The following is a 23,370-nucleotide window of genomic DNA, read 5'->3' as shown; positions in this document are numbered from 1 at the left end:
CCTCGAGGGAGGGTCGTCCGCGCAGCGGGTCGGGGGTGGGGTCGCTGGGCGTAGAGCTCGGCATGAACCGACCCCTGCCGGCCCTTCGGGCCACCCTCCCCTCAAGGGGGAGGGGTATTTCAGACGAGGGAGAAAATCATGGTCGGCGCATCGAAATCGGAAACGGGAGGCGGCCCGATCCGCTACGGCATGGTCGGCGGCGGGCAAGGCGCCTTCATCGGTGCCGTGCACCGGATCGCGGCGCGCATGGACAATGAGTTCGTGTTGGTCGCAGGCGCCCTGTCGTCCGACCCGGCGCGTGCCAAGGCATCGGCCGAGGAGCTCGGGCTCGATCCGGCGCGCAGCTACAGCTCGTTCGCCGAGATGGCCAAGGCCGAGGCCAAGCGGCCGGACGGCATCGAGGCGGTGGCCATCGTCACGCCCAACAATGTCCATGTGCCGGCGGCGAAGGCTTTTCTCGAGGCCGGCATCCATGTCATCTGCGACAAGCCGCTGGCGACGACACTGGCCGAGGCAAAGAAGCTGGCGGCACTAGTCGAAAAGACCGGCAAAGTGTTCGTGCTGACGCATAATTACACCGCCTATCCGATGGTACGGCAGGCGCGCGAGATGGTAGCCAAGGGGCAGCTCGGCGACATCCGCGTCGTGCAGTCTGAATATCCGCAGGACTGGCTGACCGAGGACCTCGCCGCTACCGGCCAGAAGCAGGCGGCCTGGCGCTCCGACCCCAAGCAGGCGGGTGCCGGCGGTGCGCTGGGCGACATCGGCACGCATGCCTACAATCTCGCGCGCTTCGTCTGCGGGCTGGAGCTCGATTCACTTTCCGCCGATCTCGACGCCTTCGTGCCGGGGCGGCAACTCGACGACAATGTCAACGTGATGCTGCGCTTCAAACCGGTCGGCAAGTCGCACCCGGCCAAGGGCATGATCTGGGCGAGCCAGGTGGCGCCCGGCCACGAGAACGGGCTGAAGCTGCGCATCTACGGCTCGAAGGGCGGACTTGAATGGGTGCAGGCCGACCCGAACTATCTCTGGTACACGCCGTTCGGCCAGCCGAAGCAGTTGATCACCCGGAACGGCGCCGGCGCGCTTCCCGTCGCCGGGCGCGTCAGCCGGGTTCCGTCAGGCCATCCGGAAGGCTATCTCGAAGGCTTCGCCAACATCTACCAGGAGGCGGCCCGCGCCATCCGCGCGGCGCGCCGCAAAGGCGGCAAGCCGGCTAAGGATGTTATCTTCCCGACCATCCAGGACGGCGTCGAAGGCATGGCCTTCATCGAAGCCTGCGTGAAGTCGTCGAGGAAGAACGGGGCCTGGACGAAGCTCTGATCGGGGTGCTGATCTTCAGGTGATGCCGGCCTGCAAACGGCAGTTTCATGCGCTTCCGGTGCTCACGTACGAAAAGTACGCTCCGCTCCGGTTCTCGGAAACTACCATTTTCGGCTCGGCCTAACCTGAATCTCAACACCCCTGTGGATTGCGCAATGATGGGAGGGGCGTCGATGAAAATCGGCATGTGCATGTTTTTGTGGACGACGGCCGTGTCGAAGAAACACGAGCCACTGCTTAGGGATATCAAGGCGACCGGCTTCGATGGCGTCGAGATACCGATCTTTGCCGGCACGCCGGACGACTACACAAAACTTGGCGAACTGCTCGACCGCATCGGGCTGGAGCGCACCGCCGTTTCAGCGATGGGCGATCCGGCGCTGAGCTTGATCTCGGCCGATGGTTTAACGCGCAAGGCCGGCATCGACTATATGAAGTGGGCGATCGACTGCTCGGCTGCGCTCGGCGCCAAAACGCTGAGCGGCCCGTTGCATTCGACACTGGGCGCCTTCTCCGGTAGTGGGCCGACGGCGGCGGAGAAGAAGCGCTCCGTTGCCTCGCAACGCGCCATCGGCGACCATGCCGGCAAGAGGAACGTCACCATCGGGCTGGAGGCGCTCAACCGCTTCGAGTGCTACCTGCTGAACACGATGGACGATCTGTCCGAGCATATCGACGCTATCGACCGGCCGCATATCAAGGCGATGTACGACACGTTCCACGCCAATATCGAGGAGGCCGACCCGACCGGCGCCTATACGCGCAACCACAAAAATGTCGTCCATATCCATATTTCGGAGAATGATCGCGGCGTACCTGGGCGCGGCCACATTCCGTGGAAGGAAACGTTTTCGGCCATCCGCAAGAGTGGCTATGACGACTGGCTGACGATCGAGGCCTTCGGCCGCTCGCTGAAGGATTTGGCGGCGGCAACCAAGGTCTGGCGCGATTTTTCGGAAAGCCCGGAAGTCGTCTACCGCGACGGCTACAAGCATATCAGGAGTGGCTGGAAAAAGGCTGGTGCTTAGGACGCAGCCGAGGTTCCTCTCAGGCGATCTGAGCCGCCGGCGGCAGGCCGGCGGGCGCGCGCTCGCGCCGCTCGTCATTGCCGTTTCCGACTGTCCCCATCAGTTTGCGGCGAAGAAAACTGGAAATGTTGTCGAAGATAAAGACGACAACAAGGATCAGCACAACCATATAGAAAACATTGGCCCAATTGGTATTGGTGCGCATGGCCTCCCACAATTTCAGACCGATGCCGCCGGCGCCGACAGCCCCTATGATCGTCGCTGACCGGGTGTTCGATTCCCAGAAATAGAGCGATTGGCTAAGGAATACCGGCAGAACCTGGGGCAGCACGCCGTAGCGCTGCACCATTGCCGGCGTGGCGCCAACCGAGCGGATGCCCTCGCGCTGCTTGTCGTCGATGTTTTCCAGCGCCTCGGAGTAGAGTTTGCCGAGGGTTCCGGTGTCGGTGAAGAAGATGGCCGACATGCCGGCCAGCGGTCCCGGACCGAAGCCGCGGGTGAAGAACAGCGCCCAGATCAGCATGTCGACCGAGCGCAGGAAATCGAAGAAGCGTTTTGTCGCCTGGTTGGCGATCCGGCTCGGCGTGACGTTGCGTGCAGCCAGGAAGGCGAGCGGAAAGGCGACGATCGAGGCCAGCACCGTGCCGACCAAAAGCCATGACGATGGTTTGCAAGAGTTTCAGCCAGACGTCTCCATGCTGCCACTCGGCGTTGTTGAGGATGTTGTCCCAGGCGAGCGCTGCGTTTGACCGTGACGGATCGATGCGGGCCCCGGAGACGATCAGTGAAGCGACCTCGCCGAACGGCTTTCCCCAGAATGGCGAGTTCGTGTCAAAGATGAAATTGGCCCAGCCGAAGAAACGTCTCCAAGCGACGACTTCGTCATTTTGCACTTCGGCGCGACCGAGAAAGTCGAACGAGACGTAGGCTGTCGAGCCTGGCCTGCGTTGCTCGATCCAGTCGGGCAGCGGTGTGCGTGGCGTGACAGAGCTGTCCTTGGCAATATCGAAGATGACGCTTTCGGCGCCGCGCGTCACGGTGACGAGGTTTGGCGTGATGGCGATCCGGCCATTGCCAAGGGTGACAGTCGCCGCCACAACGGCGTTTTCGCGCACCGTTTCAGGTGCAGCCGGAGCGGATTGGCCCAACGGGGCGGTCGGGTTCTCGGCGGTCAGCGCGCCGGGCGCCATAAACGAATCCTGCGATGACTTGTTGGTCGCGATCGCCGGTGCCGGTGCTGCCTCGACCTGCCGCTCGATGACGGCCATCTGCTTGACCACCCAGTCGGGATCTGGATTGGATCCCAGTTTGGAAAAGCGGGAGTAGTCGATCGTCAGATAGCTATCTTTGAACTCGATGTCGGGCCGGATTTCGTAAGACACCCAGTCGGCGAGATAAGCGCCGGCAAGATTCCAGTTCGCCTTTTCGAGCGCGGTGGCGATCGAGAAGAACCACGCGCAATAGAAGGTGTAGAGAATGCAGAGAAGGATGCCGATCGGGACGGCGTAGCGCTTCCATAGGGAGCGCCGGAAGGCGTCCGGGTGGCGAGCGGCGATGTCGTCGATGGCGTCGGCGGTCATGGTGTTACTCTCCGCGCCCGTATGCGAACGCTTGCCGGCCGACAAGACGATGCCTCAGCCATGCCGAAAACTGGTCGACAGCGACTATCGTGCAGAACAGCAGAAAGACGATGGCAATGGTCTTGGCCTCATGGCCTCGGCCGATCGAAAGACGCAGGGATTCGCCGATGCCGCCGGCGCCGACGGCACCGAGAATGGTCGAAGCGCGCACATTGATCTCGAAGCGGAGCAGGAAGTAGCTCATGAAATTGGGCAGGACCTGAGGCACGATGCCGAACCACACCCGTTCGATCCAGTTGGCGCCAACAGCCCGCAAGCCTTCTTCAGGCTTCATGTCGGCATTTTCGACCACTTCGAAGAACATTTTTCCGAGCGCGCCGACGGTGTGGATGCTGACCGCGAGGATCGCCGGAATCGGTCCAAGCGAGAAGACCGCCAGAAAGAAGCCGGCGATGACGATTTCCGGAAAGGCGCGGACGATTTCAAGGAAGCGGCGCGTGGTGAACCGGAGCCAGCGGCTGGCCGTGATGTTGCCTGCAGCCAGGAAGCAGAGCAGGAAACCGAATGTGGAGCCCACCAGCGTCGAAAACAGGGCAATGTTCAGCGTCTCGATCATCCGGTGGAAATACTCCGGAATGTAGATGCCTTGGGTCAGGTAGACCCGACCTTCGGGGTAGTCGAACTTGAGGCTGCCATCGTCATAGGGGGAAGGCAGGTCGAACAGCGCGCGCACCGGGTCGAACCAGTCGCGCGGCTTCAATTCGGTGAAAAAGTCGGCGATGTAGGGAAGGCGGTCGAAGAACTTTCCGGCGTTGGTTTCGTTGGCGAACCAGAGCGAGCCAGAGAGTGCAAGAAACAGGAAAGCCAGGCCACCGATCGTGTAAAGGCGCCGGCGAGCGGCGAGGTCGCGCCAGTGCCGCTCGACTGTGGCTGTCTCCGGTGAAAGCGCAGGCGCGCGGTAAACATCGGTCGCACTCATCGATAGATCCCCGGCCCCTGATGCGGCAACGCCGCCGGCGGCACATGGCCCCGGCGGCGTTGTGGCAGTTTACTTACGAGCCGATCTTCGCCTTACGGGCGTCGATGATTGCCTGATAGAATTCCGGGGTGACCGGCGAATAGCCCTTGAAGTCGCCGCCTTGTATCGCGGAGAAACAGGCCGGATCGGTTTCCGGAAGCTTGGTCAGGAAATCGGTGATCTTCTGCTTGGCGCCAGCGTCCATGGACGTACGCAAGACCAACGGGCCGTTCGGGATCATCGGCGACTGCCACAATTCGACGAGGTCGTCCATCTTGAGCACGCCCTTGTCGACCATCTTGCGGAGGTTGCCCGAGCTGTAGCCGTCCTTGAAATCGCCGACGCCGGAGGCCCAGGTGGTGCCGGCATCGAAGGTGCCCTTCAGGACTTCAAGGACAAGCTGTTCATGGCCGCCACCGAAACCAGTCGACGCGAAGTAGCTCTTCACATCCATGCCGATGTCCTTGGGCAGTGACGTGACTGGGATCAGATAACCAGAAGTCGAATCGGGATCGGCGAAACCGAGTTTCTTGCCCTTCATGTCGGCGAGTGTCTTGATGCCGGAATCGGCACGGGCGACCATGACCGAATGGTAGCCGGTCGAACCGTCGGTCTGGATCGTCGTCAGGATCGGTTGAACCGCGTCCTTGTTTTCGAGATAGATCTTGGCATAGGCGGAAGCGCCGAGTTCGGCATAGTCAAGCGTGCCGCCGAGCAGGCCCTGGATGACGCCGTCGTAGTCGGCGGCCGGGAACAGCGAAACTTTCTCGACGCCCAGTACTTCCTTGATGTGGTCGGCAAAGCACTGATAGTTGCGCAGGCGATCGGCTTCGTTCTCGCCGCCCAGAATGCCGACGCGGAATTCCTTCAGGTCCTGTGCCTGGACCGCGCCCATCGCCATGGCGAGGATGGAAACGGCACCGAAAAGTATCTTTCTAAACATTTCGAGTCTCTCCTGTTGATTCCGGCATCGCGCCGGTAGCGTTCGAATTTTGACAGCGCCCTTGACGCGGGCTGGCGATCCAGGCGCTCTTTTGTTTGTCCATGATCCTTTCTGGATACCGGTATCCACTTGTCGGGATCATGGAACTAGTAGCCAGGAAATGCGGGCTCGAGCGGTCCTGCGGATGCGGCGATTTTTTGCTTGATGGTGACGCTGGTCGAGGTGATGGCCTCGGAGATTTCACAGCCATTGCTGTCGGCACCGTAGACCATGCGCACCGCCTCACGGTTGAGATCTTCGGGTGGGCCGTCGAACACGACCTTGCCGGCAGCCATGCCGATGATGCGGTTGCAATAGGTGCGCGCAGTATCCAGCGTGTGCAGATTGGTGACGACGGTGATGCCTTCGCGCAGATTGATGTCCTGCAGCGAATCCATCACCACCTTGGCATTGAGCGGGTCGAGCGAGGCGATCGGCTCGTCGGCGAGGATAACTTTCGGCTGCTGCATCATGGCGCGGGCGATCGCGACGCGCTGCTGCTGGCCGCCGGACAAGGTGCCGGCCGGCTGCAGCGCCGTGCGGGCAATGTCGAGACGCTCGAGCGCCGCTATCGCCTCGGCCCGTTCCTCGCGAGAGAAGACACCGAGCAGATTGACAATCGTCGAGCGGTGATTGAGCCGGCCGAGCAGCACATTGGTCAGCACGTCGAGACGCGGCACCAGGTTGAATTGCTGAAAGATCATGGCGCAATCGCGCTGCCAGCGCCTGAGCAGCGAGCCGCGCAGGCTGGAGACTTCGGCGCCTTCAAAGAAAATCGACCCTTGGCTCGGATCGATGAGGCGGTTGATCATGCGCAAAAGGGTCGACTTGCCGGCGCCGGAGCGGCCGATGATGCCGACCATCTGACCGTGCGGGATCGAGATATCGACATTGCTGACGGCGGTGTTCTTGCCAAACCGGCGGGTGACGCCGCGGATTTCGAGCGTGGCTGAGGTTGCTGACATAGGCAAGTTCCAGTCCAGTCGCGTTTCGAAGGTCTGTTAACCATCGCTAGCGCAACGCCATGAACCTGCGGTGTCGGATTGATGTCAGTTTTGTTACCGCCCACAGGCTTGGGCGGCGCGCCGTGAATGGTGAATGGTGACGGTGGCAGCCAGAAGAGGCTGGTGAAGGCCTTTCTATTCACCATTCACCCCCTTCAGCCGCCGTATTTTTCCAGAAACGCTTCCGCCGAAAGGGCGCGAAAATCGTCGAGCGCGGCGCGCAGGCGGGCATGGTCCCAATCCCACCAGGCAAGTGCCTGATAGCGTTCCGCCGTGCGGCGGTCGAAGCGTTCGCGGATCGGCTTCGCCGGCACGCCGCCGACGATGGTGTAGGGCGCTACGTCCTTCGATACCACCGCCCCAGCGCCGACCGCCGCGCCGTCGCCGACGGTGACGCCGGGCAGGACGGTCGAGCCGTGGCCCAGCCAGGTGTCGTGGCCAATGGTGACGCGCCTGGCACGGCGCTGGGCGAAGAATTCGCTCTCGTGCTCAGCGTCGTCCCAATAATCCGAGGCGCGATAGGTGAAATGGTGCAGCGTCGGCCGCCACGTCGGGTGGTTGGTGGCGTTGATGCGCACATTGGCGGCGATGTTGGCGAACTTGCCGATCGTCGCGCACCAGACGCCGCAGTCCTGCATCATGTAGGAATAGTCGCCGATTGTGCTCTCGGAAACTCGGCAGCGATCGGCGATCTCGGTCCAGCGGCCGAGCGTCGAGTTCTCGACTTCCGCTGTCTCGTGGACCAGCGGCGTTTCCGACAGTTTTCTGGTCATGCGGCGATTTTCCCGGCGGCAAAAGCGGTCACGTCGATGACGCGGTCGGCTACCGCCTCGCGCACGTCGCGGTCATGGAAGATGCCAAGCAGGGCGACGCCGGCAGCCTTCTTGGCCGCGATCAGCGTAATCACGACATCGCGGTTCCTGGCATCGAGCGAAGCGGTCGGCTCGTCGAGCAGCAGGATCGGGTGCTCGGTGATGAAGCCGCGCGCGATGTTGACGCGCTGCTGTTCGCCGCCGGAAAAGGTCGCCGGCGGCAGTGCCCAGAGTTTTTCCGGCAGGTTGAGCTGCCCCAGCAAGGCGCGCGCCTTGCCGCGCGCAACTTCACGGTCCTCGCCGCGCTCGACCAGCGGTTCGGCGACGGCGTCGAGGGCGGAGACGCGCGGCACTGTGCGCAGGAACTGGCTGACATAGCCGATCGTGAGCCGGCGCACGGCAAGCACGGTGCGCGGGCTCGCCGTCGCGAGATCGATGAGCCCGTCCTCGTGCTGGACGATGATCTGGCCTTCGTCGACCGCATAGTTGCCGTAGAGCATCTTCAGGATCGAGCTCTTGCCGGCGCCGGAAGGGCCGCCGAGCACGGCGCACTCGCCGGCCCTGATCGAGAACGACACGCCGGTAACGACAGGCAGTTTGATGCCGTCGCGCAGATGCATGGTGAAGCTCTTGGCGACATCGGAAACGACAAGCGGGGTTGCCATGATCACACCTGCAGAATGGAAGAAACAAGGAGCTGCGTGTAGGGCGCGCGCGGATCGTCGAGCACGCGGTCGGTGAGGCCGCTTTCGACGACGCGGCCGTCCTTCATCACCATCATGCGTTGCGACAGCAGACGTGCCACTGCGAGGTCGTGGGTGACGACGATTGCCGCAAGGCCGAGATCGGTGACCAGCCCGCGCAACAGGTCGAGCAGACGCGCCTGCACGGAAACGTCGAGGCCGCCGGTCGGCTCGTCCATGAACACCAGCCGCGGCCCGGTGACGAGATTGCGGGCGATCTGCAGGCGCTGGCGCATGCCGCCGGAGAAGGCGCGCGGCTCGTCGTCGATGCGGTCCTCGTCGATCTCGACGCGTGACAGCCAGTCGACCGCAGTGGCGCGGATTTTCCCATAGTGGCGGTCGCCGACCGCCATCAGCCGCTCCCCGACATTGGCGCCGGCGGACACCGTCATGCGCAGCCCGTCGGCGGGGTTCTGGTGGACAAAGCCCCAGTCGGTGCGCATCAGGAAGCGGCGCTCGGCCTCGCTCATGCGGTAGAGCTCGCGGAACTGACCGTCGCGCATGCGGTAGCTGGCGGTGCCGGAACTCGGCAGCAATCTGGTCGAGAGGCAGTTGAGCAGCGTCGTCTTGCCGGAACCGGATTCGCCGACCACCGCCAGCACCTCGCCCGGCCAAAGGTCGAATGTGACGTTTTCGCAGCCGACACGCGAGCCGTAGAATTTGGATAGCGCGGAAACGCGCAGCAGTGGTTCGTCGGTCATTGCGCCGGCTCCATCGTTTCGGGCGCAAGACGGCCGCGATGGCCTCCTTCGCGCCGTTTCTCGCAATGGTCGGTGTCGGAGCAGACGAACATGTGGCCGCCATGGTCGTCGAGGATGACCTCGTCGAGATAGACGTTCTCGGCCGCACACAGCGCGCAGGGCTGGTCGAAGGTTTGCACCTCGAACGGATGGTCCTCGAAATCGAGGCTGACCACATCGGTGAAGGGCGGCAGCGCATAGATGCGCTTTTCGCGGCCGGCGCCGAACAGTTGCAGAGCCGGCGAACGGTGCATCTTTGGGTTGTCGAATTTCGGCGTTGGCGAGGGATCCATCACATAGCGCCCCTCGACCTTGACCGGGTAGGCATAGGTAGTGGCAATGCGGCCGTGCCTGGCGATGTCCTCGTAGAGCTTCACATGCATGAGGCCGTATTCCTCCAGCGCATGCATCTTGCGCGTTTCCGTTTCGCGCGGTTCGAGGAAGCGCAACGGTTCGGGAATTGGCACCTGATAGACCAGCACCTGGCCCGCGCTCAGTGGATGTTCCGGAATGCGGTGGCGGGTCTGTATGATGGTCGCCTTGGCCGTCTCGGTGGTGACGGCGACATTGGCGACCTTCTTGAAGAACGCACGGATTGAAACCGCGTTGGTGGTGTCGTCGGCGCCCTGGTCGATGACCTTGAGCACGTCTTCCGGGCCGATGATCGAAGCCGTGACCTGGACGCCGCCGGTGCCCCAGCCATAAGGCATCGGCATTTCGCGCGAGGCGAACGGCACCTGATAGCCGGGAACGGCTATGCCCTTGAGGATCGCGCGGCGGATCATCCGCTTGGTCTGCTCGTCGAGATAGGCGAAGTTGTAAGTGGCGATGTCGGTCACGGCGATCGCTTCCGCTGTGTGCTACCGAATTGACTTCCAAGACACGGAAGAAGGGCCAGGCTCAGATGACTCCAACCGGATGGATGCACATCGGAATCCTGTTGCTGGTGTTTGTCGGCGTGGTTGCCTTTGTCCTTCGAAGAATGGTTCTTCCTGCGCCGAAGGAAGGCGCGAATGGCGAAACCGTTGGCGGCAGTAGCGGCTACGGCGGATCCGGAGGGGTGTAGCGGCCATTCCCACGAGAACATGGTGGTGGAGCTAACTGAAGTCATTCCGCAGCCTGCCTCTTCGCTTCGACTTTGCCTGCGTTTTCGCGGGCGTCGTGCTCGGCGCGCATGCGGCGCACGAGGTCGAGCTCGGCCTGGAAATCGACATAGTGCGGCAGCTTCAGATGCTCGACGAAGCCGGTCGCCTGGACATTGTCGGAATGCGAGATGACGAACTCCTCGTCCTGGGCAGCGGCGACGACGTCTTCGCCGAATTCCGAAGCGCGTAACGCCCGGTCGCACAGTGCCATGGCCATCGCCTTGCGCTCGCTCTGACCGAAGACGAGGCCGTAGCCGCGGGTGAATTGCGGCGGCGCCTTGGCCGAGCCCTTGAACTGGTTGACCATCTGGCACTCGGTGACGCGCACGGAGCCGAGCGGTACCGCGAAGGGCAGCTCCGGCACATCGAGTTCCAGCTCGACCTCACCGATGCGAACCTCGCCGACGAAAGGATGGTTGCGGGCGTAGCCGCGCTGGGTGGAATAGCCGAGCGCCAGCAGAAAGCCCTCGTCGCCGCGGGACAGCGCCTGCAGGCGGATGTCGCGCGCCATCGGGAATTCCAGCGGCTCGCGGGTGATGTCGCCGGGGACATGATCCTGCGGCATGTCGCCATCAGGCTCGATCAGACCTTCGCGGGCCAGGATCGCGGAGACGCGCGGCATGGCTTCCGCCTCGCTGGCACGCTGCAGCGGCTCGGCGACATCGCCGCCCGCGGCGAGCTCGGGATCGAGCAGCCGGTGAGTGTAGTCGAAAGTCGGGCCGAGCAGCTGGCCGCCAGGAAGATCCTTGTAGGTCGCCGAAACGCGCCGCTCGACCAGCATCGCGCCGGTGTCGATCGCCTTGGTATAGCCGAAGCGTGGCAGCGTGGTGCGATAGGCGCGAACCAGGAAGATCGCCTCGATCATGTCGCCGCGCGCCTGAACGATGGCGAGGGCCGCCAGCTCGCGGTCGTAGAGCGAACCTTCGCTCATCACCCGGTCGACGCCGAGCGCCAACTGCTCGACGATCTGGTCGAGGCGCAGCGCCGGCACGGAACGGTCGCCGCGCCGGCGGTCGGCGAGCAGGGAGTGGGCGTTGGCAATGGCCGCTTCGCCGCCTTTTACCGCGACATACATATCACGCCTCCATCGTCTTGATGCGCGTCGTGCGCGGCAGGCAGGCAACGCCGTCGGGTGTGGCAATGATGATGTCGACGCCACGCGGAAAGCGCTGGTTGTTCTGCTTCCATTGCTCGACGAAATGGCGCGGCATCTGCGCCGGCGCGATGGTTGCAGTCATTTCGATGCCGGGACCTTCGAGCAGCAGAGGGGCGCCTGAAACGATATCGCTCACCTGCAGGATCAGCGTCGTGGAGCGGTCGGGATAGTCCTGGGTGCCCTGCGAAAAGCCATCGAGCGACATCATCTCGGCCGGCGTGGCGATCAGCGCGAAATGCGCGTCGGCCGGCGTATTGGCCAGCGGCGCGCCGGTGTGGAAGCCGAGCCAGGATTTCACCGCTGCTGGGGCCTGCAAAACGGGGTCGAGCCAGAGCGGCGTGTCGTTGTCGCACAGCGCCAGCGCGATGGCGCCCGCGGTGGCCGACAGTGGCGCCGCAGGGCGGGCAAAGATCGGCAGGGGCTGCAGGGTGCCCGGCCGCGCCATCGCATCCATCACGGCGCGGAACACCGTCTGGGCGTCGAACACCGGATCGGCAAAGCCGCCCTCGATCGCTTGCGTTGCGATGTCCATCAGTCTTCTCCGCGTACCATGGTGAAGAAATCGACCTTCGTTGCCGCCGTCTCGGCGCGCCGCCGTTCACGTGCGCCGGCCAGTGCGGCCTGCAGCGGCGCAATGAGTTTTGTCTCGACCTCGCGGCGCAGGGCAGGATCCTGCCAGAGCGCGTCGGCGATCGCCGCCAGTTTTGCTTTCTGCTTGTCACGGCCGAGCGCGTAGCAGTGGCCGAGCTGTCCGGATGCGAGCCGGACGGTGGCGCGGGTGACCGTCGCCTCGCCGACATTGAATGGTGCGCCGCCGCCGCCGATGCGGCCCCGCACGGTGACCAGGCCGGTTTCGGGACCGCGCAGGAGTTCTGCTTCCGAAGGCAGGCCGGCTGCGTTCCAAAGCCGGACGATATCGTCGCCGGTCGATTGCGCCAGGGTCGCCATGACGGCCTTGCGCTCAGCCTGATCGCGCGCTTCCTGTCCTCGCATGGCAGCCATTCCTTCTCGTTCCGAATTTGTATAATGATGTAGACAATTATACAAATTATACCTATTCTCTAAAGCGTGTCCATGACGGATGGATGACAGGGCGAAAAAGATCGGGGCAAGAGATGATCGGGCAACAGATTGCCAGCAGCATAGAGCGGCGCAGCGGCGTCTCGCTGTGGCGGCAGATCGCCGACCAGATCCTGCATTCGATCGCTATCGGCGACTTTGCCGAGAATGCCGCGCTGCCACCGGAGATTGCACTGGCGGAGCGTTATGCCGTCAACCGCCATACGGTGCGCAGCGCCATCGCAGCACTGGTGCAGGATGGCGTGCTGAGGGCCGAACAGGGGCGCGGCACTTTCGTGCTTTCGCGCAAGCGGCTGTCCTATCCGATCGGCGCCCGCACCCGTTTTTCAGAGGGCTTGCAAGGGCAGGCGACGGAGCGCCGCAGCGTGCTGCTCGAATCGGCGGTCGAGCCGGCCAGCCGGCGCGTCGCCGAAGGGCTGGGGCTTGCCAAGGGTTCGAATGTCATACGCCTTGAGACGCGCGGCGAAGCCGACGGACAGCCGGTCTCGCGTGCCACCGGCTGGTTCGATGCGAAACGCTTCGAAGGCATTGAGGCCGCTATCGCGGAAACTGGATCGGTGACCGCCTCGCTCCAGCGTTTCGGCATCAGTGACTATCTCAGGCAATCGACAGTGCTGTCGGCGCGCCACGCAGATGCCGCCGATCTCGCCGATCTCGATCTGCAGTCCGGCGCCATCGTGCTGGTCACGGTCGCGGTCAATGTCACGCCGGACGGCCAGCCGATCCAGTTCGCCGAAACGCGCTTTCCGGCTGAGCGCGTCGAGCTCAAATTGTCGGCGCGGTAGGTAGGTGCGCGTCTATCCCGGTCTCATCCGACCTGAATGACCGCCTTGATCAGGCCGGATTTCTCATGCGCCCAGCGGCCGAGGTCGCGCGGTGTGTCGCCAAGCGTCGTGCGATGGGTGACGAGCTTTGCCAGCGGCACCGCGCCGTCGCGGATCGAGGCGGCGACATGGTCGAAGTCGGCGCGCAGCGCGTTGCGGCTGCCGATCAGCGTCATCTCGCGCTTGTGGAATTCGGGGTCGGAAAAGACGATGTCGTCCTTGACGACGCTGACCAGGACCAGCGTCCCACCATGCGCGACATGGGCAAAAGCCGACTGGACTGACTGGGTGTTGCCAGTGGCGTCGAAAACCACGTCAAAGCCTTCGCCGTCAGTCGCCTCCCGCGCCAGATCGGTTGCCGATCCCTTCGAGCCGTCGAGGGTGGCAAAGTCGAGTTCGCTTGCGGCGAAACCCAGCCTCTCGGCACTCATGTCGAGCAGCGTCACGTCGAGACCGGCGATGCGGGCAAACAGCGCCGTGCCGAGCCCGATCGGCCCGGCGCCGATGACCAGCGTGCGCGCGCCGGGCTGCGCCAGCGAGCGCCGAACGGCATGCGCCCCGATCGCCAGGAATTCGACGGCGGCGGCCTCGGCCAGCGACAGGCCGTTGGCCGGGTAGAGATTCTGCGCCGGCACCAGGATCCGTTCGCACATGGCGCCGTCGCGGTGGACGCCGAGCACCTCGATCCTGACGCAGCAATTAGGCTTGCCTTGCCGGCAGGCGATGCATTTGCCGCAAGCGAGATAGGGATTGATGATCACCGGTTCGCCAACGGCCAGATCGACGCCTTCGCCGGCCTCGATCACAGTGCCGGAAACCTCGTGGCCCATGATGCGGGGATAAGCGAGGAACGGATGCTTGCCCTCGAAGATATGATAATCGGTGCCGCAGATGCCGACATGACTAACCCCGACCAGCGCCCAGCCAGAGGGCGGAGTGCCTGGCGCCGGGCGGTCTTCCAGAACAAGCTCACCGGGCGAGCGGCAGACGACGGCTTTCATACTTCAATCCAGTCTGTTCATGAAACCGCCGGCCCCGCTAGCGCCGGGCCGGCGGTTGTTAATATGGTCTACTTGCCGCGGCGGCGCAGGCCGTCGAAATAGACGATGACGATAATCAGCACGCCGGTAATGATGCGCTGCCAGAAGGCATTGACGTTCAAGAGATTGGCGCCGTTGTTGATGGTGGCGAGGATGAAGGCGCCGAGCAGCGGTCCGTGCACCGAGCCGACGGCGCCGAACAGCGAGGTGCCGCCGATCACCGATGAGGCGATCGCCTGCAACTCCCAGCCCTCGGCCTGCGTCGGATTGCCGATGCCGATGCGCGAGGCAAGCAGCACGCCGACAAAAGCCGCACAGAGGCCCGACAGCGTATAGGCCATGTAGATGGTGCGCTGGACGTTGACACCGGACAGACGCGATGCCTCGGCGTTGGAGCCGACCGAGAACAGATACCGGCCCCAGCGGCTGTGATGCAGGAAGATGTAGGCGGGGATGCCGACGAGGATCACCATCCAGAACAGATTGGGGACGCCGAGAAACGAGCTGCGCGAAAACATTTGGAAGGCATCGTTGTTGATCGAGATCGAGTTGCCGTTGGTCATCAAGAGGCCGATGCCGCGCAAGGATGTCAGCGTCGCCAGCGTGATGATGAAGGGTGGCAGGCCCATTCTGACGATGCCAAAGCCATGGAACATGCCGATGGCGACGCCGACCAGCAAGGTGATCAGGATGGCGAGGAAAATCGGCACGCCGGCATTGATCAACATCGCCACGATGACGGTGGCGAAGCCGACGACGGCGCCGACGGAAAGGTCGATGCCTCCGGTGATGATGACAAAGGTCTGGCCGACTGCCAGGATGGCGATCATCGAACCTTGCCGCAGCAGATTCGAGATGTTGTTGGCGGAGGCGAAGCTCGGCGTCGCCACCGACAGGATGACCCACAACAATACCAGCAGCGCCAGCAGTGTCAGCCCGAACAGGGCGTTGTAGTTGCGTTTCGGCCTTTCGGCCGGGATCGCCTCGGTGCTCATATCTGTCCTCCCGGTTTTTCTTGTTTCTCGGCCAGCGCTTGGGTGAGGATCTCCTCATGGTCGGCAGTGCGGAATCCATGAGTGGCCACCAGTTTGCCGCGCCGGAACACATGCAGTGTGTCGGCCAGTTCATAGACCTCGGGCAGATAGGACGAGATCAGGATGATGCCGGCGCCATTGGACAAAAGCGCGCTGAACAGGCGGTAGATCTCGGCCTTGGTGCCGACATCGACGCCAACTGTCGGCTCGTCGAAGATGAACAGCTTGGCGCCGTGCGCCAGCCACTTGCCGATGACGATCTTCTGCTGGTTGCCGCCGGACAGGCTGGAGGCGAGCGCGCTGCGGGTCGGTGTCTTGATCCTGAGATTGGCGATCTGGCGATCCGCCTCGGTCTTCTCCTGTGCGCCGGAGATCAGCAGATTGCTGGAGATGCGCTTGTAGATCGGCAGATTGAGATTGAGGCCGACCGGCAGGTTGAGGCAGAGGCCCTGGTCGCGGCGGCTTTCCGGCGCCAGCGCCATGCCGAGCCTGATAGCGTCATGCTCGGAATTGACCTGAACCGCCTTGCCCTCCCAGAGGATCTGGCCGGCCGACTTGCGATGACGGCCGTAAAGCGTGGTGACGAACTCGCTGCGCCCGGCACCAATCAGGCCGTAGAGCCCGACGATTTCGCCGGCACGGACCGTCATCGAGACATTTTCGAAGCCCTTGCCGGAGAGATTTCTGGCTTCGAGCAGCGTCGCGCCCGGGGTAAAATGCTCCTTGTGATAGACTTGCTCGATCGAGCGGTTGATCATCATCTTGACCAGCTCGGCGTCGTTGGTTTCGGCGATGTTCCTGGTGCCGACAAGCGTGCCGTCGCGCAGCACCGAGACGCGGTCGGCGAGCTCGAACACCTCTTCCATGCGGTGGCTGATGTAGATGATGGTGACGCCTTCGCCCTTCAGCCGGCGGATCAGCGTGAACAGCTGGTCGGCTTCCTTCCGGGTGAGATAGGCAGTCGGCTCGTCGAAGATTAGGAACTTGGTGCCGCGCACGGTGGCGCGGGCGGCGGCGATCAGCTGCTGCTGGCCTATGGTCAGGTCGCCCAGCACGACATGCGCCGGCAGATCAAAGCCGAGATCGTCGATGATCTTCTGCGCTTCCCTGACCATGGCCCGCTGCTGCAGGATGCCGAAGCGGGAATCCTCCTCGCCGAGGAACATGTTGGCTGCGACAGTGAGATGGCGGCACAGAACGACCTCCTGATGCACAGCATTGATGCCCAGCGCCATCGCCTCATGCGGCGTCGCCAGCGCTGCCGGCTTGCCCTCCCAGATGACGTCGCCGGAGGTGCGCGGCATGACGCCGGTCAGCAGCTTGATCAGGGTGGATTTGCCGGCACCGTTCTCGCCGACAATGGCGTGGATTTCGCTGGCCTTGAAGGCGAGGTTAACCGGCTTCAGCGCGTGCGTGCCGGGATATCGCTTCTCCAAGCCCTTGAGTTCGAGGATCGTCCTGCCCGGTTCCAGCGTTGGGGCCGGATGCAGTTCCTGCGCCGTCGATGTCATGACAATCCTCCCAGATTGGCCTCACGATTGGCACGTAGCGATGCTGGCCGGGTCGCATCGTCAAGGGTATTGAAGCCGGCTGATTTCGAACCACTTTCAGGGTGTTTCCGGGGCAACGAGGCCCCGGAAATGGTGCGCCAATGCCGGTGCTCAGTCGAGCTTCGGATTGAGCAGCGCGTCGATCTTCGGATCCTTCATATTGGCCTTGGTGACGAGGTTGGCGCCGGTGTCGACATTGGCCTCGACCTTCTCGCCTTTCGAGGCCGCGAGCGCCGTCTTGATGCCGTCATAGCCCATCCGGTACGGATCCTGGACGACGAGAGCCGAAATGACGCCGTCGTTGAGGAACTTGATCAGCTTCTCGTCGCTGTCGAAGCCGACGAGTCCGACCTTGCCGGCCAGGCTGTTCTCGGCGATCGCCTGACCGACGCCCTGCGCCATGATCAGGTTGGAGGCGAAGATGCCCTTGAGGTTCGGATTGGCGGTTATCAGGTCGGTCGCGATGTTGAGGCCGGTGGTGGCTTGGCCGTCGGCGTACTTGTCGGCAACAAGCTTCAGGCCGGGATATTTGGCGGCAAGCTGCTCCTTGAAGCCCTGGGCGCGCTGTTCGAGCGAACCAGCGCCCGGAAGTGCGGTGATCAGGGCGACGTCGCCCTCGATTTTGCCGCCATTGGCTTCGCCGATCGCGGCCGCCAGCCCGTCGGCGGCGACGCGGCCGCCCTGGATATTGTCTGTGGTCAGGAACGAGGTGAAGGCCTTGGAGTCGGCGCCGGAGTCGATGCCGATGATCTTGACCTTGGTGGCTGCCTCATCGATCGGCTTGCCGAGCGCCTTGGCTTCGGTCGGCGCGATGACGACGGCAGCCGGGGTGCCGGCGACGGCGTTTTCAAGGATCGAGATCTGGCCGTTGACGTCGGTCTCTGCCTGGGCGCCGAGTTCCGGCACATTGACGCCGAGGTCCTTGCCGGCCTTGCGGGCGCCGGCCAGGACGATCTGCCAGTAGAAAGAGGTGGTGTCCTTGACGATGATCGGAATGGTTACGTCCGCCGCCGAAGCTGGCGCCGAATGCAACACGCCGGCAAGCATCGAGGCGGCGGCGAGCGCCACGAATGCGCGGCGGTTGAGAATGCTGGTCACGAATTTCATAAGGCTTCCTCCCTAAGTCGCCCGGTGAACGTTACGGAAGCTCGGTTTGGGTAGGCGCTGCCCAAACAGAACTTTATCAATAAAAAACATTTACCGCATTTTGATAGTGCATAGGTTGGGTTGACGCAAGCGGTGTTTCGCATCGGTCTCCTTATGGCTAGACCGATCTCATTGCCAAACCCTACAGATCCTCTCCGAAAGGTATGGAATATTAATTCCACTAACCAGTCAAGATGGAATATCCATTCTTTTTGGGGCGTACGATTGTTACGCCTCCTGATCGCGCCGTCCCGTTTAACCGAGGGCGAAGGCCGCAGCGCGTCAGCCGAGTATCTGTACGACCGTGTAAGGATCATATTTGGCGAATTCGGTTTCGGGCACCTGGATGTCGAGCAGTTGGAGATTTCGCGCCAGATTGGTCGGTTTGGCGGTGCCCGTCAGCACAGAAGCGACAACAGGCTCGTGCAGCGGGAACTGAAACGCCGCCGCTGCAAGCGGATAGCCGCCTTCGGCGGCGATTTTTTCCATCGCCCCGACGCGGCCGAGAATGTCCGCGGTGGCCGGCCGATAATCGAAATGGGCGCCCGGTACCGGGCCCGTTGCCAGGATACCGGAATTGAAGACGCCACCGATGATCAGCGAGGTCTGCCGTTGCCGGCAAAGCGGCAGCAATTCGGCTTCGGCGGTGCGGTCGAGCAGCGAATAGCGGCTGGCGAGCAGGATGCAGTCGAGCGGCGCCTGGCGCAGCACATCGAGACAGATCTGAACCTCGTTGACGCCAAGGCCGTAGGCGGAAATGACCCTGGACGACTTCAGCTCTTCCAGCGCCTTCAGCCCGCCATCCATGAACTGGCGGAAATGCAGCTTCGTCTTCTCGGCCCCATGTGTGTAGACGCCGATGTCGTGGATGAACAGGATGTCGATCCGATTGAGGCCAAGCCGCGCATAGCTGAACTCGACCGAGCGCATGATGCCGTCGTAGGAATAGTCGTAGTCGAGCGCAAAGGGCAGCGGATCGACATAGGAATGGTCCGGAATCTGGTCTTCCGGCACCGGCCGGAACAGGCGCCCAACCTTGGTCGACAGCACGTAGGAGTCCCGCGGCTTGTCGCGCAGGAAATCGCCGAAGCGGCGTTCCGAGAGGCCGAAGCCGTAGAAGGGCGCCGTATCGAAATAGCGCAGGCCGGCTTCCCAGGCGACCCGTAGCGTCTCCATCGCCGCTTCACGCGAACAGGCGCGATAGAGGCCGCCGACCGCCGCGCCGCCGAAGCTGACCTCGGTTATTTCCAGCGCGGTGCTGCCGACACAGCGTTTCTTCATGCAAAGCCTCCCACCGGCCATTTGCCGGCCCGTCCATGTCTTAAGTCAGTTAGTGGATGGTCTAGAGGGTCGCGCCGAGGTGCCAGGGCACGAACTCGTTGTCGCCGTAGCCGAACTCCTCGCTCTTTGTCTTGCGGCCGGAAGCCGTCTCGACGATCAGTTCGAAGATCTCGCGACCCATGCCGGCGATGGTCTTTTCGCCCGAGGCGATGACGCCGCAATTCACGTCCATGTCCTCTTCCATGGTGTGGTACATGGTCGAGTTGCTGGCGACCTTGATCGACGGCGTCGGCCGGCAGCCGAAGCAGGAACCGCGGCCGGTGGTGAAGACGATGACATTGGCGCCGCCTGCCACCTGGCCGGTGGCGGAAACCGGGTCGTAGCCGGGCGTGTCCATGAACACCAAGCCGTGTCCGGTGACCTTTTCGGCATAGCCAAAGACGCCGTTGAGCGGCGTCTGTCCGCCCTTGGCGACCGCGCCAAGCGACTTCTCCAGGATGGTGGTCAGGCCGCCGCGCTTGTTGCCGGGCGACGGATTGTTGTCGATGGAGGCGCCATGCTTGGCGACATGGTCTTCCCACCACTTCACATAGCCATCGAGCTTGGCTGCGATCTCCGGGGTCGCCGCACGGTAGGCAAGCAGATGCTCGGCGCCGTAGATTTCCGTCGTCTCGGAGAGGATGCCGATGCCGCCGACGCCGGCCAGGATGTCGACGGCGGCGCCCAGCGCCGGATTGGCGGTGATGCCGGACATGCCGTCCGAGCCGCCGCATTGCAGGCCGACGACGATCTCGCTGACCGGGATCGGCTCACGCTCAAGCTTGCCGACCTCCTCGGCGATCTCGGCCAGCACCAGCATCGCCTTCTCGACCGATTTGCGCGAGCCGCCGGCTTCCTGGATGTTGAAATGGCGTTTTCCCGCAGCGACACCCTTCTGGCCATAGAGGGTGAGCTGGTTGACCTCGCAGCCGAGCCCGACCATCAGCACGCCGCCGAAATTCGGATGGCGGGCGTAGCCGGCCAGCGTGCGGTGCAGCACCATCATGCCGTCGCCGGTGGCGCTCATCCCGCAGCCTTGGCCGTGGACGATCGGAACGAAGCCGTCGATGCCGGGATATCTGGGCAGGAGCGTGCGGTTCGCCTCGTCGGCGATGGCATGGCAAACGGTGGCCGAGCAATTGACGCTGGCGAGAATGCCGACGAAGTTGCGCGTGCCGGCACGGCCGTCGGCGCGACGGTAGCCCATGAAGGTGCGGGCGCGGTCGGCCTCGGTCGCGTGCACGGCTTCGCTCGGCGGCACCACCGGCAAACGCCCGGACTCGAAGACCAGATTGTGCGAATGGACATGCTCGCCGGGTGCGATGTCCTGGGTGGCGCGGCCGATCGCCTGAGCGTATTTGACCACGGCCTCGCCGGCGGCGATCGGCTTGATCGCAACCTTGTGGCCGGGTTCGATCAACGCGGTGGCGACGGCACCGCCCGGCAGTACCGCGCCGATCTCGATGCGGCCGTTGGCGACCGCGACATTGTCGGCGGGGGACAGAAGAATGCTGTTTGCGGCGTTCACGGGCAGTTTCCTGGGTGTTCCTGGGATCGGCAAGCGGATTGACACGCGCCTGTTAACAGTTAATGTCTTTTATCGTGAAAAAACAGTTTTGCGTCAATTGTTTTTTCGTGACAGCGCCGCGCGTTCTTATGGATGTGCAGAGGATCGGATACTGGAACCAGGGCTGACTTTCGAAAAGCGATTCTCGCTTTTTTGGGGCCTTTGCGTTTGGAACATTTGTCATATCGCGCTTCAAACCGCCGCTGCAAGCGCCGGCGTAACGGGGCAGGGGATGTCGAAGAGCAACAACGTCTACAAGGACGCCTACAATCGGGGTTTGCGGCTGCTCGACGAAACGAAAAGCCTGCCGTCCGAGCCCGAGCTTGGCACGCTGCTCGGCGTCAGCCGCACGACGATCCGCACCATCCTTACGCGCATGGAAGAGACGGGGCTGATTGCCTGGAACAAGCGCAGCAAGACGGTTTTGCGCGTGCCGCGGCCGGACGATTTTTTCCCCGAGGAAGAGACCGACACGCTGTCGCAGATCATCGAGCGCTCCTTCATGCGGCGGCTGCTTGCCGGCGGCGCCGAGCCCGGCATGCAGATCAACGAACTCGAGTTGGCGCGCGAGATCGGCGTCGGCACCACCAGCGTGCGCGAGTTCCTGATCCGCTTTTCCCGCTTCGGGCTGATCGAGAAACGCCGCAACAGCCATTGGGTGCTGAAAGGTTTTACGCGCGCTTTCGCGCTGGAATTGACCGAAATCCGCGAGATGTTCGAATTGCGCTCGGCTGCCGCGTTCGCAGCCCTGCCGGACGACAGCCCGGTCTGGGCCGACCTCGACCGGCTGGAAGACGAGCATCGCCGGCTGGCGCGCGAGATCGCCACGCGCTTCAACGAATTCTCGGAGCTCGACGAGCGCTTTCACCGGCTGATCCACCGCGCGTCGCACAATCGCTTCATCGTCGATTTCTACGACGTCATCGCCATGATCTTCCACTACCACTACCAGTGGAACAAGGCGCAGGAGCGCGAGCGCAACGAAGTGGCGGTCGCGGAACACCTGGCCTATATCGCGGCGCTCAAATCGCGCGATCTCGGCAAGGTCGACGCCGCCTGCCGCAAGCATCTGAAGTCGGCGCGCAATACCCTGTTGACCTCGATCCCCGAGGGCCAGCAACCGTAGCGGGCTTAAAGCGCTGCGTTGCCGCAATAGTAATTTGGCGATTTTCCGCCCGCCGAGCGCGTGCTAGGTATTTGCCGTTGCTGCGTGAAGAGGCAGGCTTTTGAACATCCGGCGGAGACGATGGAGCATGCCGGCCGCGTTCGCCGCGGCCTATTTGCTCGTGCTCCAGTCGGTGTTTGGCGCATTCGCCTCCGGCTTCCCCGATGCTTCGCAACTCGACGCCTTCGGCAATGTCATCTGCACCCAGGAGGGCGCGGCCCAGCTTCCAGGCGGCGATCCGCACCAGCAGCACGTGCCGGCTTGCTGTGTGCTCGGCTATGGCATGGCCTCGGCGGCTTACGCGCCGCCGCCCGCTGCCGGCATGTTGGCCGGCAACTTTTCCGTCGAAACCGTCGCGTTTGTGCTGCCGGCGTTCCGGCACCTCGATTTCAGCCGCGACCGCTCTCCGTCGAATCCGCGCGCGCCGCCGGCTAAGGCCTGATCCGTCCCAGATCGCCTTGCGGAAACCTTTCGCGAGCGCATTCATTCAACATCGAAACTGTTCGCGACTGGCCACCGGCGCGATCTTTCAATTCTTGGAGCTATCATGTCTCACACATTTCGCGCGCGGTTCGGCCGCAACAGCCGCTTCCTGCGCAGCTTCGAGGAGCGACACGGCATCACCGTGTTGCTCCTCGCCCTTCTGTTCGCCAGCGCCCAGGCCGTTTCCGCGCATGAGTTCAAGGTCGGTGACCTCGAGATCGGGCATCCCTGGTCGCGCGCCACACCGCCCGGCGCCAAAGTGGCCGGCGGCTATTTCACCGTCACCAACACCGGCAGTTCGCCGGACCGGCTGCTGTCGATCTCCTCTGAAATTTCGGCCAAGGCCGAACTGCATGAGATGGGCGTGAGCGATGGCGTCATGGCCATGCGGCCGGTCACCGGTGGCCTTGAAGTTCCGGCCGGCGGTAAGGTCGCTTTGGCACCCGGCGGCTATCATCTGATGTTCGCCGGGCTGAAACGGCAACCGAAGCAAGGCGAGACGTTTCCAGCCACGCTGATCTTCGAGAAGGCCGGCACCGTCACTGTCGACTTCGTCGTGGAAGGCATGGGCGAAACGGGCGGCATGGACAATCACGCCAACTGACCCGGCCAGATCCGGACAAGTCG

At 63.2% G+C, this 23,370-nt stretch carries 22 protein-coding genes and 1 pseudogene; 6 read left to right on the top strand and 17 right to left on the bottom strand.

From position 1 onward, the window contains the following. Nucleotides 1-138 precede the first annotated feature (138 nt). Together ACWTU8_RS27600 and ACWTU8_RS27595 are read left to right on the top strand one after the other, a co-directional pair. Nucleotides 139-1,326: a Gfo/Idh/MocA family protein gene (locus ACWTU8_RS27600; RefSeq protein WP_455840694.1), complete on the top strand. Its 1,188-nt coding sequence runs from the start codon at nt 139-141 to the stop codon at nt 1,324-1,326. Nucleotides 1,327-1,499: 173 nt separating this feature from the next. Further along, nucleotides 1,500-2,354: a sugar phosphate isomerase/epimerase family protein gene (locus ACWTU8_RS27595; protein WP_455850625.1), complete on the top strand. Its 855-nt coding sequence runs from the start codon at nt 1,500-1,502 to the stop codon at nt 2,352-2,354. Between the two features lie 19 nt (nt 2,355-2,373). On the opposite strand, the pseudogene phnE (ACWTU8_RS27590) reads toward ACWTU8_RS27595, so the two are convergent. From phnE (ACWTU8_RS27590) to phnG, 11 genes and pseudogenes are all read right to left on the bottom strand, one after another. Further along, a pseudogene (gene phnE, locus ACWTU8_RS27590) lies at nt 2,374-3,934 on the bottom strand (phosphonate ABC transporter, permease protein PhnE). 4 nt (nt 3,935-3,938) lie between these two features. Next, entirely contained in the window at nt 3,939-4,913 is a 975-nt protein-coding gene (gene phnE / locus ACWTU8_RS27585) for a phosphonate ABC transporter, permease protein PhnE (protein WP_455850624.1), read from the bottom strand. A gap of 73 nt (nt 4,914-4,986) precedes the next feature. Next, complete coding sequence (gene phnD / locus ACWTU8_RS27580; protein WP_455850623.1) at nt 4,987-5,895, bottom strand: phosphonate ABC transporter substrate-binding protein; 909 nt, start codon at nt 5,893-5,895, stop codon at nt 4,987-4,989. A 146-nt stretch (nt 5,896-6,041) separates the two neighbouring features. Continuing rightward, nucleotides 6,042-6,899 (bottom strand): phosphonate ABC transporter ATP-binding protein, encoded by an 858-nt coding sequence (phnC, locus tag ACWTU8_RS27575; RefSeq protein WP_455850622.1) that lies wholly within the window; start codon nt 6,897-6,899, stop codon nt 6,042-6,044. Between the two features lie 194 nt (nt 6,900-7,093). Continuing rightward, a complete protein-coding gene (locus ACWTU8_RS27570) occupies nt 7,094-7,711 on the bottom strand; it encodes a DapH/DapD/GlmU-related protein (RefSeq protein WP_455850621.1) in 618 nt (205 codons plus the stop codon). Continuing rightward, nucleotides 7,708-8,415 carry a phosphonate C-P lyase system protein PhnL gene (gene phnL, locus ACWTU8_RS27565; RefSeq protein ID WP_455850620.1) on the bottom strand — a complete coding sequence of 236 codons (708 nt, stop codon included), beginning with the start codon at nt 8,413-8,415 and terminating at the stop codon, nt 7,708-7,710. Before phnL ends, ACWTU8_RS27570 begins: the two co-directional genes overlap by 4 nt. A 2-nt stretch (nt 8,416-8,417) precedes the next feature. Further along, entirely contained in the window at nt 8,418-9,194 is a 777-nt protein-coding gene (phnK, locus tag ACWTU8_RS27560) for a phosphonate C-P lyase system protein PhnK (RefSeq protein WP_065009749.1), read from the bottom strand. Beyond that, nucleotides 9,191-10,072 carry an alpha-D-ribose 1-methylphosphonate 5-phosphate C-P-lyase PhnJ gene (locus ACWTU8_RS27555; protein WP_128343832.1) on the bottom strand — a complete coding sequence of 294 codons (882 nt, stop codon included), beginning with the start codon at nt 10,070-10,072 and terminating at the stop codon, nt 9,191-9,193. Before ACWTU8_RS27555 ends, phnK begins: the two co-directional genes overlap by 4 nt. A 268-nt stretch (nt 10,073-10,340) precedes the next feature. Further along, nucleotides 10,341-11,453 carry a carbon-phosphorus lyase complex subunit PhnI gene (locus tag ACWTU8_RS27550; RefSeq protein WP_455850619.1) on the bottom strand — a complete coding sequence of 371 codons (1,113 nt, stop codon included), beginning with the start codon at nt 11,451-11,453 and terminating at the stop codon, nt 10,341-10,343. A 1-nt stretch (nt 11,454) separates the two neighbouring features. Further along, complete coding sequence (phnH, locus tag ACWTU8_RS27545) at nt 11,455-12,066, bottom strand: phosphonate C-P lyase system protein PhnH (protein ID WP_455850618.1); 612 nt, start codon at nt 12,064-12,066, stop codon at nt 11,455-11,457. Then, a complete protein-coding gene (phnG, locus tag ACWTU8_RS27540) occupies nt 12,066-12,527 on the bottom strand; it encodes a phosphonate C-P lyase system protein PhnG (protein WP_455850656.1) in 462 nt (153 codons plus the stop codon). The genes phnH and phnG overlap by 1 nt, the downstream gene beginning before the upstream one ends. A 122-nt stretch (nt 12,528-12,649) precedes the next feature. On the opposite strand from phnG, the gene phnF reads away from it, so the two are divergent. Beyond that, a complete protein-coding gene (gene phnF / locus ACWTU8_RS27535; protein ID WP_455850617.1) occupies nt 12,650-13,399 on the top strand; it encodes a phosphonate metabolism transcriptional regulator PhnF in 750 nt (249 codons plus the stop codon). A 23-nt stretch (nt 13,400-13,422) separates the two neighbouring features. Here the strand turns inward: phnF and ACWTU8_RS27530 are convergent, their stop codons facing one another. The 6 genes from ACWTU8_RS27530 to ACWTU8_RS27505 all read right to left on the bottom strand — a co-directional run bounded on the left by ACWTU8_RS27530 (nt 13,423) and on the right by ACWTU8_RS27505 (nt 21,056). Continuing rightward, nucleotides 13,423-14,439: a zinc-binding alcohol dehydrogenase family protein gene (locus tag ACWTU8_RS27530; protein ID WP_455850616.1), complete on the bottom strand. Its 1,017-nt coding sequence runs from the start codon at nt 14,437-14,439 to the stop codon at nt 13,423-13,425. 68 nt (nt 14,440-14,507) lie between these two features. Further along, entirely contained in the window at nt 14,508-15,473 is a 966-nt protein-coding gene (locus ACWTU8_RS27525; RefSeq protein WP_095520284.1) for an ABC transporter permease, read from the bottom strand. Next, entirely contained in the window at nt 15,470-17,023 is a 1,554-nt protein-coding gene (locus ACWTU8_RS27520; protein ID WP_455840682.1) for a sugar ABC transporter ATP-binding protein, read from the bottom strand. The genes ACWTU8_RS27525 and ACWTU8_RS27520 overlap by 4 nt, the downstream gene beginning before the upstream one ends. Before the next feature lie 150 nt (nt 17,024-17,173). Then, nucleotides 17,174-18,169, bottom strand: a complete 996-nt coding sequence (locus ACWTU8_RS27515; protein ID WP_065009741.1) for an ABC transporter substrate-binding protein — start codon at nt 18,167-18,169, stop codon at nt 17,174-17,176. A gap of 321 nt (nt 18,170-18,490) precedes the next feature. After that, nucleotides 18,491-19,489 (bottom strand): aldo/keto reductase, encoded by a 999-nt coding sequence (locus ACWTU8_RS27510; RefSeq protein ID WP_455850615.1) that lies wholly within the window; start codon nt 19,487-19,489, stop codon nt 18,491-18,493. Between the two features lie 61 nt (nt 19,490-19,550). Continuing rightward, a complete protein-coding gene (locus ACWTU8_RS27505; protein WP_455840680.1) occupies nt 19,551-21,056 on the bottom strand; it encodes a UxaA family hydrolase in 1,506 nt (501 codons plus the stop codon). A gap of 271 nt (nt 21,057-21,327) precedes the next feature. Between ACWTU8_RS27505 and ACWTU8_RS27500 the strand changes: the two genes are divergently transcribed. The 3 genes from ACWTU8_RS27500 to ACWTU8_RS27490 all read left to right on the top strand — a co-directional run bounded on the left by ACWTU8_RS27500 (nt 21,328) and on the right by ACWTU8_RS27490 (nt 23,347). Continuing rightward, nucleotides 21,328-22,221, top strand: a complete 894-nt coding sequence (locus ACWTU8_RS27500; RefSeq protein ID WP_287092605.1) for a GntR family transcriptional regulator — start codon at nt 21,328-21,330, stop codon at nt 22,219-22,221. Nucleotides 22,222-22,348: 127 nt separating this feature from the next. Further along, complete coding sequence (locus ACWTU8_RS27495; protein WP_455850614.1) at nt 22,349-22,702, top strand: DUF2946 family protein; 354 nt, start codon at nt 22,349-22,351, stop codon at nt 22,700-22,702. A 105-nt stretch (nt 22,703-22,807) separates the two neighbouring features. Continuing rightward, entirely contained in the window at nt 22,808-23,347 is a 540-nt protein-coding gene (locus ACWTU8_RS27490) for a copper chaperone PCu(A)C (protein ID WP_455850613.1), read from the top strand. Nucleotides 23,348-23,370 lie beyond the last annotated feature (23 nt).

The organism is Mesorhizobium sp. BHbdii, assembly GCF_053848045.1.
This window is presented reverse-complemented; position numbering and strand designations above follow the sequence as displayed.

Coding starts and splice junctions, on each gene's coding strand:
- ACWTU8_RS27600 (WP_455840694.1), top strand. CDS start 139: ATGGTCGGCGCATCGAAATCGGAAACGGGAGGCGGCCCGATCCGCTAC.
- ACWTU8_RS27595 (WP_455850625.1), top strand. CDS start 1,500: ATGAAAATCGGCATGTGCATGTTTTTGTGGACGACGGCCGTGTCGAAG.
- phnE (WP_455850624.1), bottom strand. CDS start 4,913: ATGAGTGCGACCGATGTTTACCGCGCGCCTGCGCTTTCACCGGAGACA.
- phnD (WP_455850623.1), bottom strand. CDS start 5,895: ATGTTTAGAAAGATACTTTTCGGTGCCGTTTCCATCCTCGCCATGGCG.
- phnC (WP_455850622.1), bottom strand. CDS start 6,899: ATGTCAGCAACCTCAGCCACGCTCGAAATCCGCGGCGTCACCCGCCGG.
- ACWTU8_RS27570 (WP_455850621.1), bottom strand. CDS start 7,711: ATGACCAGAAAACTGTCGGAAACGCCGCTGGTCCACGAGACAGCGGAA.
- phnL (WP_455850620.1), bottom strand. CDS start 8,415: ATGGCAACCCCGCTTGTCGTTTCCGATGTCGCCAAGAGCTTCACCATG.
- phnK (WP_065009749.1), bottom strand. CDS start 9,194: ATGACCGACGAACCACTGCTGCGCGTTTCCGCGCTATCCAAATTCTAC.
- ACWTU8_RS27550 (WP_455850619.1), bottom strand. CDS start 11,453: ATGTATGTCGCGGTAAAAGGCGGCGAAGCGGCCATTGCCAACGCCCAC.
- phnH (WP_455850618.1), bottom strand. CDS start 12,066: ATGGACATCGCAACGCAAGCGATCGAGGGCGGCTTTGCCGATCCGGTG.
- phnG (WP_455850656.1), bottom strand. CDS start 12,527: ATGCGAGGACAGGAAGCGCGCGATCAGGCTGAGCGCAAGGCCGTCATG.
- phnF (WP_455850617.1), top strand. CDS start 12,650: ATGATCGGGCAACAGATTGCCAGCAGCATAGAGCGGCGCAGCGGCGTC.
- ACWTU8_RS27530 (WP_455850616.1), bottom strand. CDS start 14,439: ATGAAAGCCGTCGTCTGCCGCTCGCCCGGTGAGCTTGTTCTGGAAGAC.
- ACWTU8_RS27525 (WP_095520284.1), bottom strand. CDS start 15,473: ATGAGCACCGAGGCGATCCCGGCCGAAAGGCCGAAACGCAACTACAAC.
- ACWTU8_RS27520 (WP_455840682.1), bottom strand. CDS start 17,023: ATGACATCGACGGCGCAGGAACTGCATCCGGCCCCAACGCTGGAACCG.
- ACWTU8_RS27515 (WP_065009741.1), bottom strand. CDS start 18,169: ATGAAATTCGTGACCAGCATTCTCAACCGCCGCGCATTCGTGGCGCTC.
- ACWTU8_RS27510 (WP_455850615.1), bottom strand. CDS start 19,489: ATGAAGAAACGCTGTGTCGGCAGCACCGCGCTGGAAATAACCGAGGTC.
- ACWTU8_RS27500 (WP_287092605.1), top strand. CDS start 21,328: ATGTCGAAGAGCAACAACGTCTACAAGGACGCCTACAATCGGGGTTTG.
- ACWTU8_RS27495 (WP_455850614.1), top strand. CDS start 22,349: ATGCCGGCCGCGTTCGCCGCGGCCTATTTGCTCGTGCTCCAGTCGGTG.
- ACWTU8_RS27490 (WP_455850613.1), top strand. CDS start 22,808: ATGTCTCACACATTTCGCGCGCGGTTCGGCCGCAACAGCCGCTTCCTG.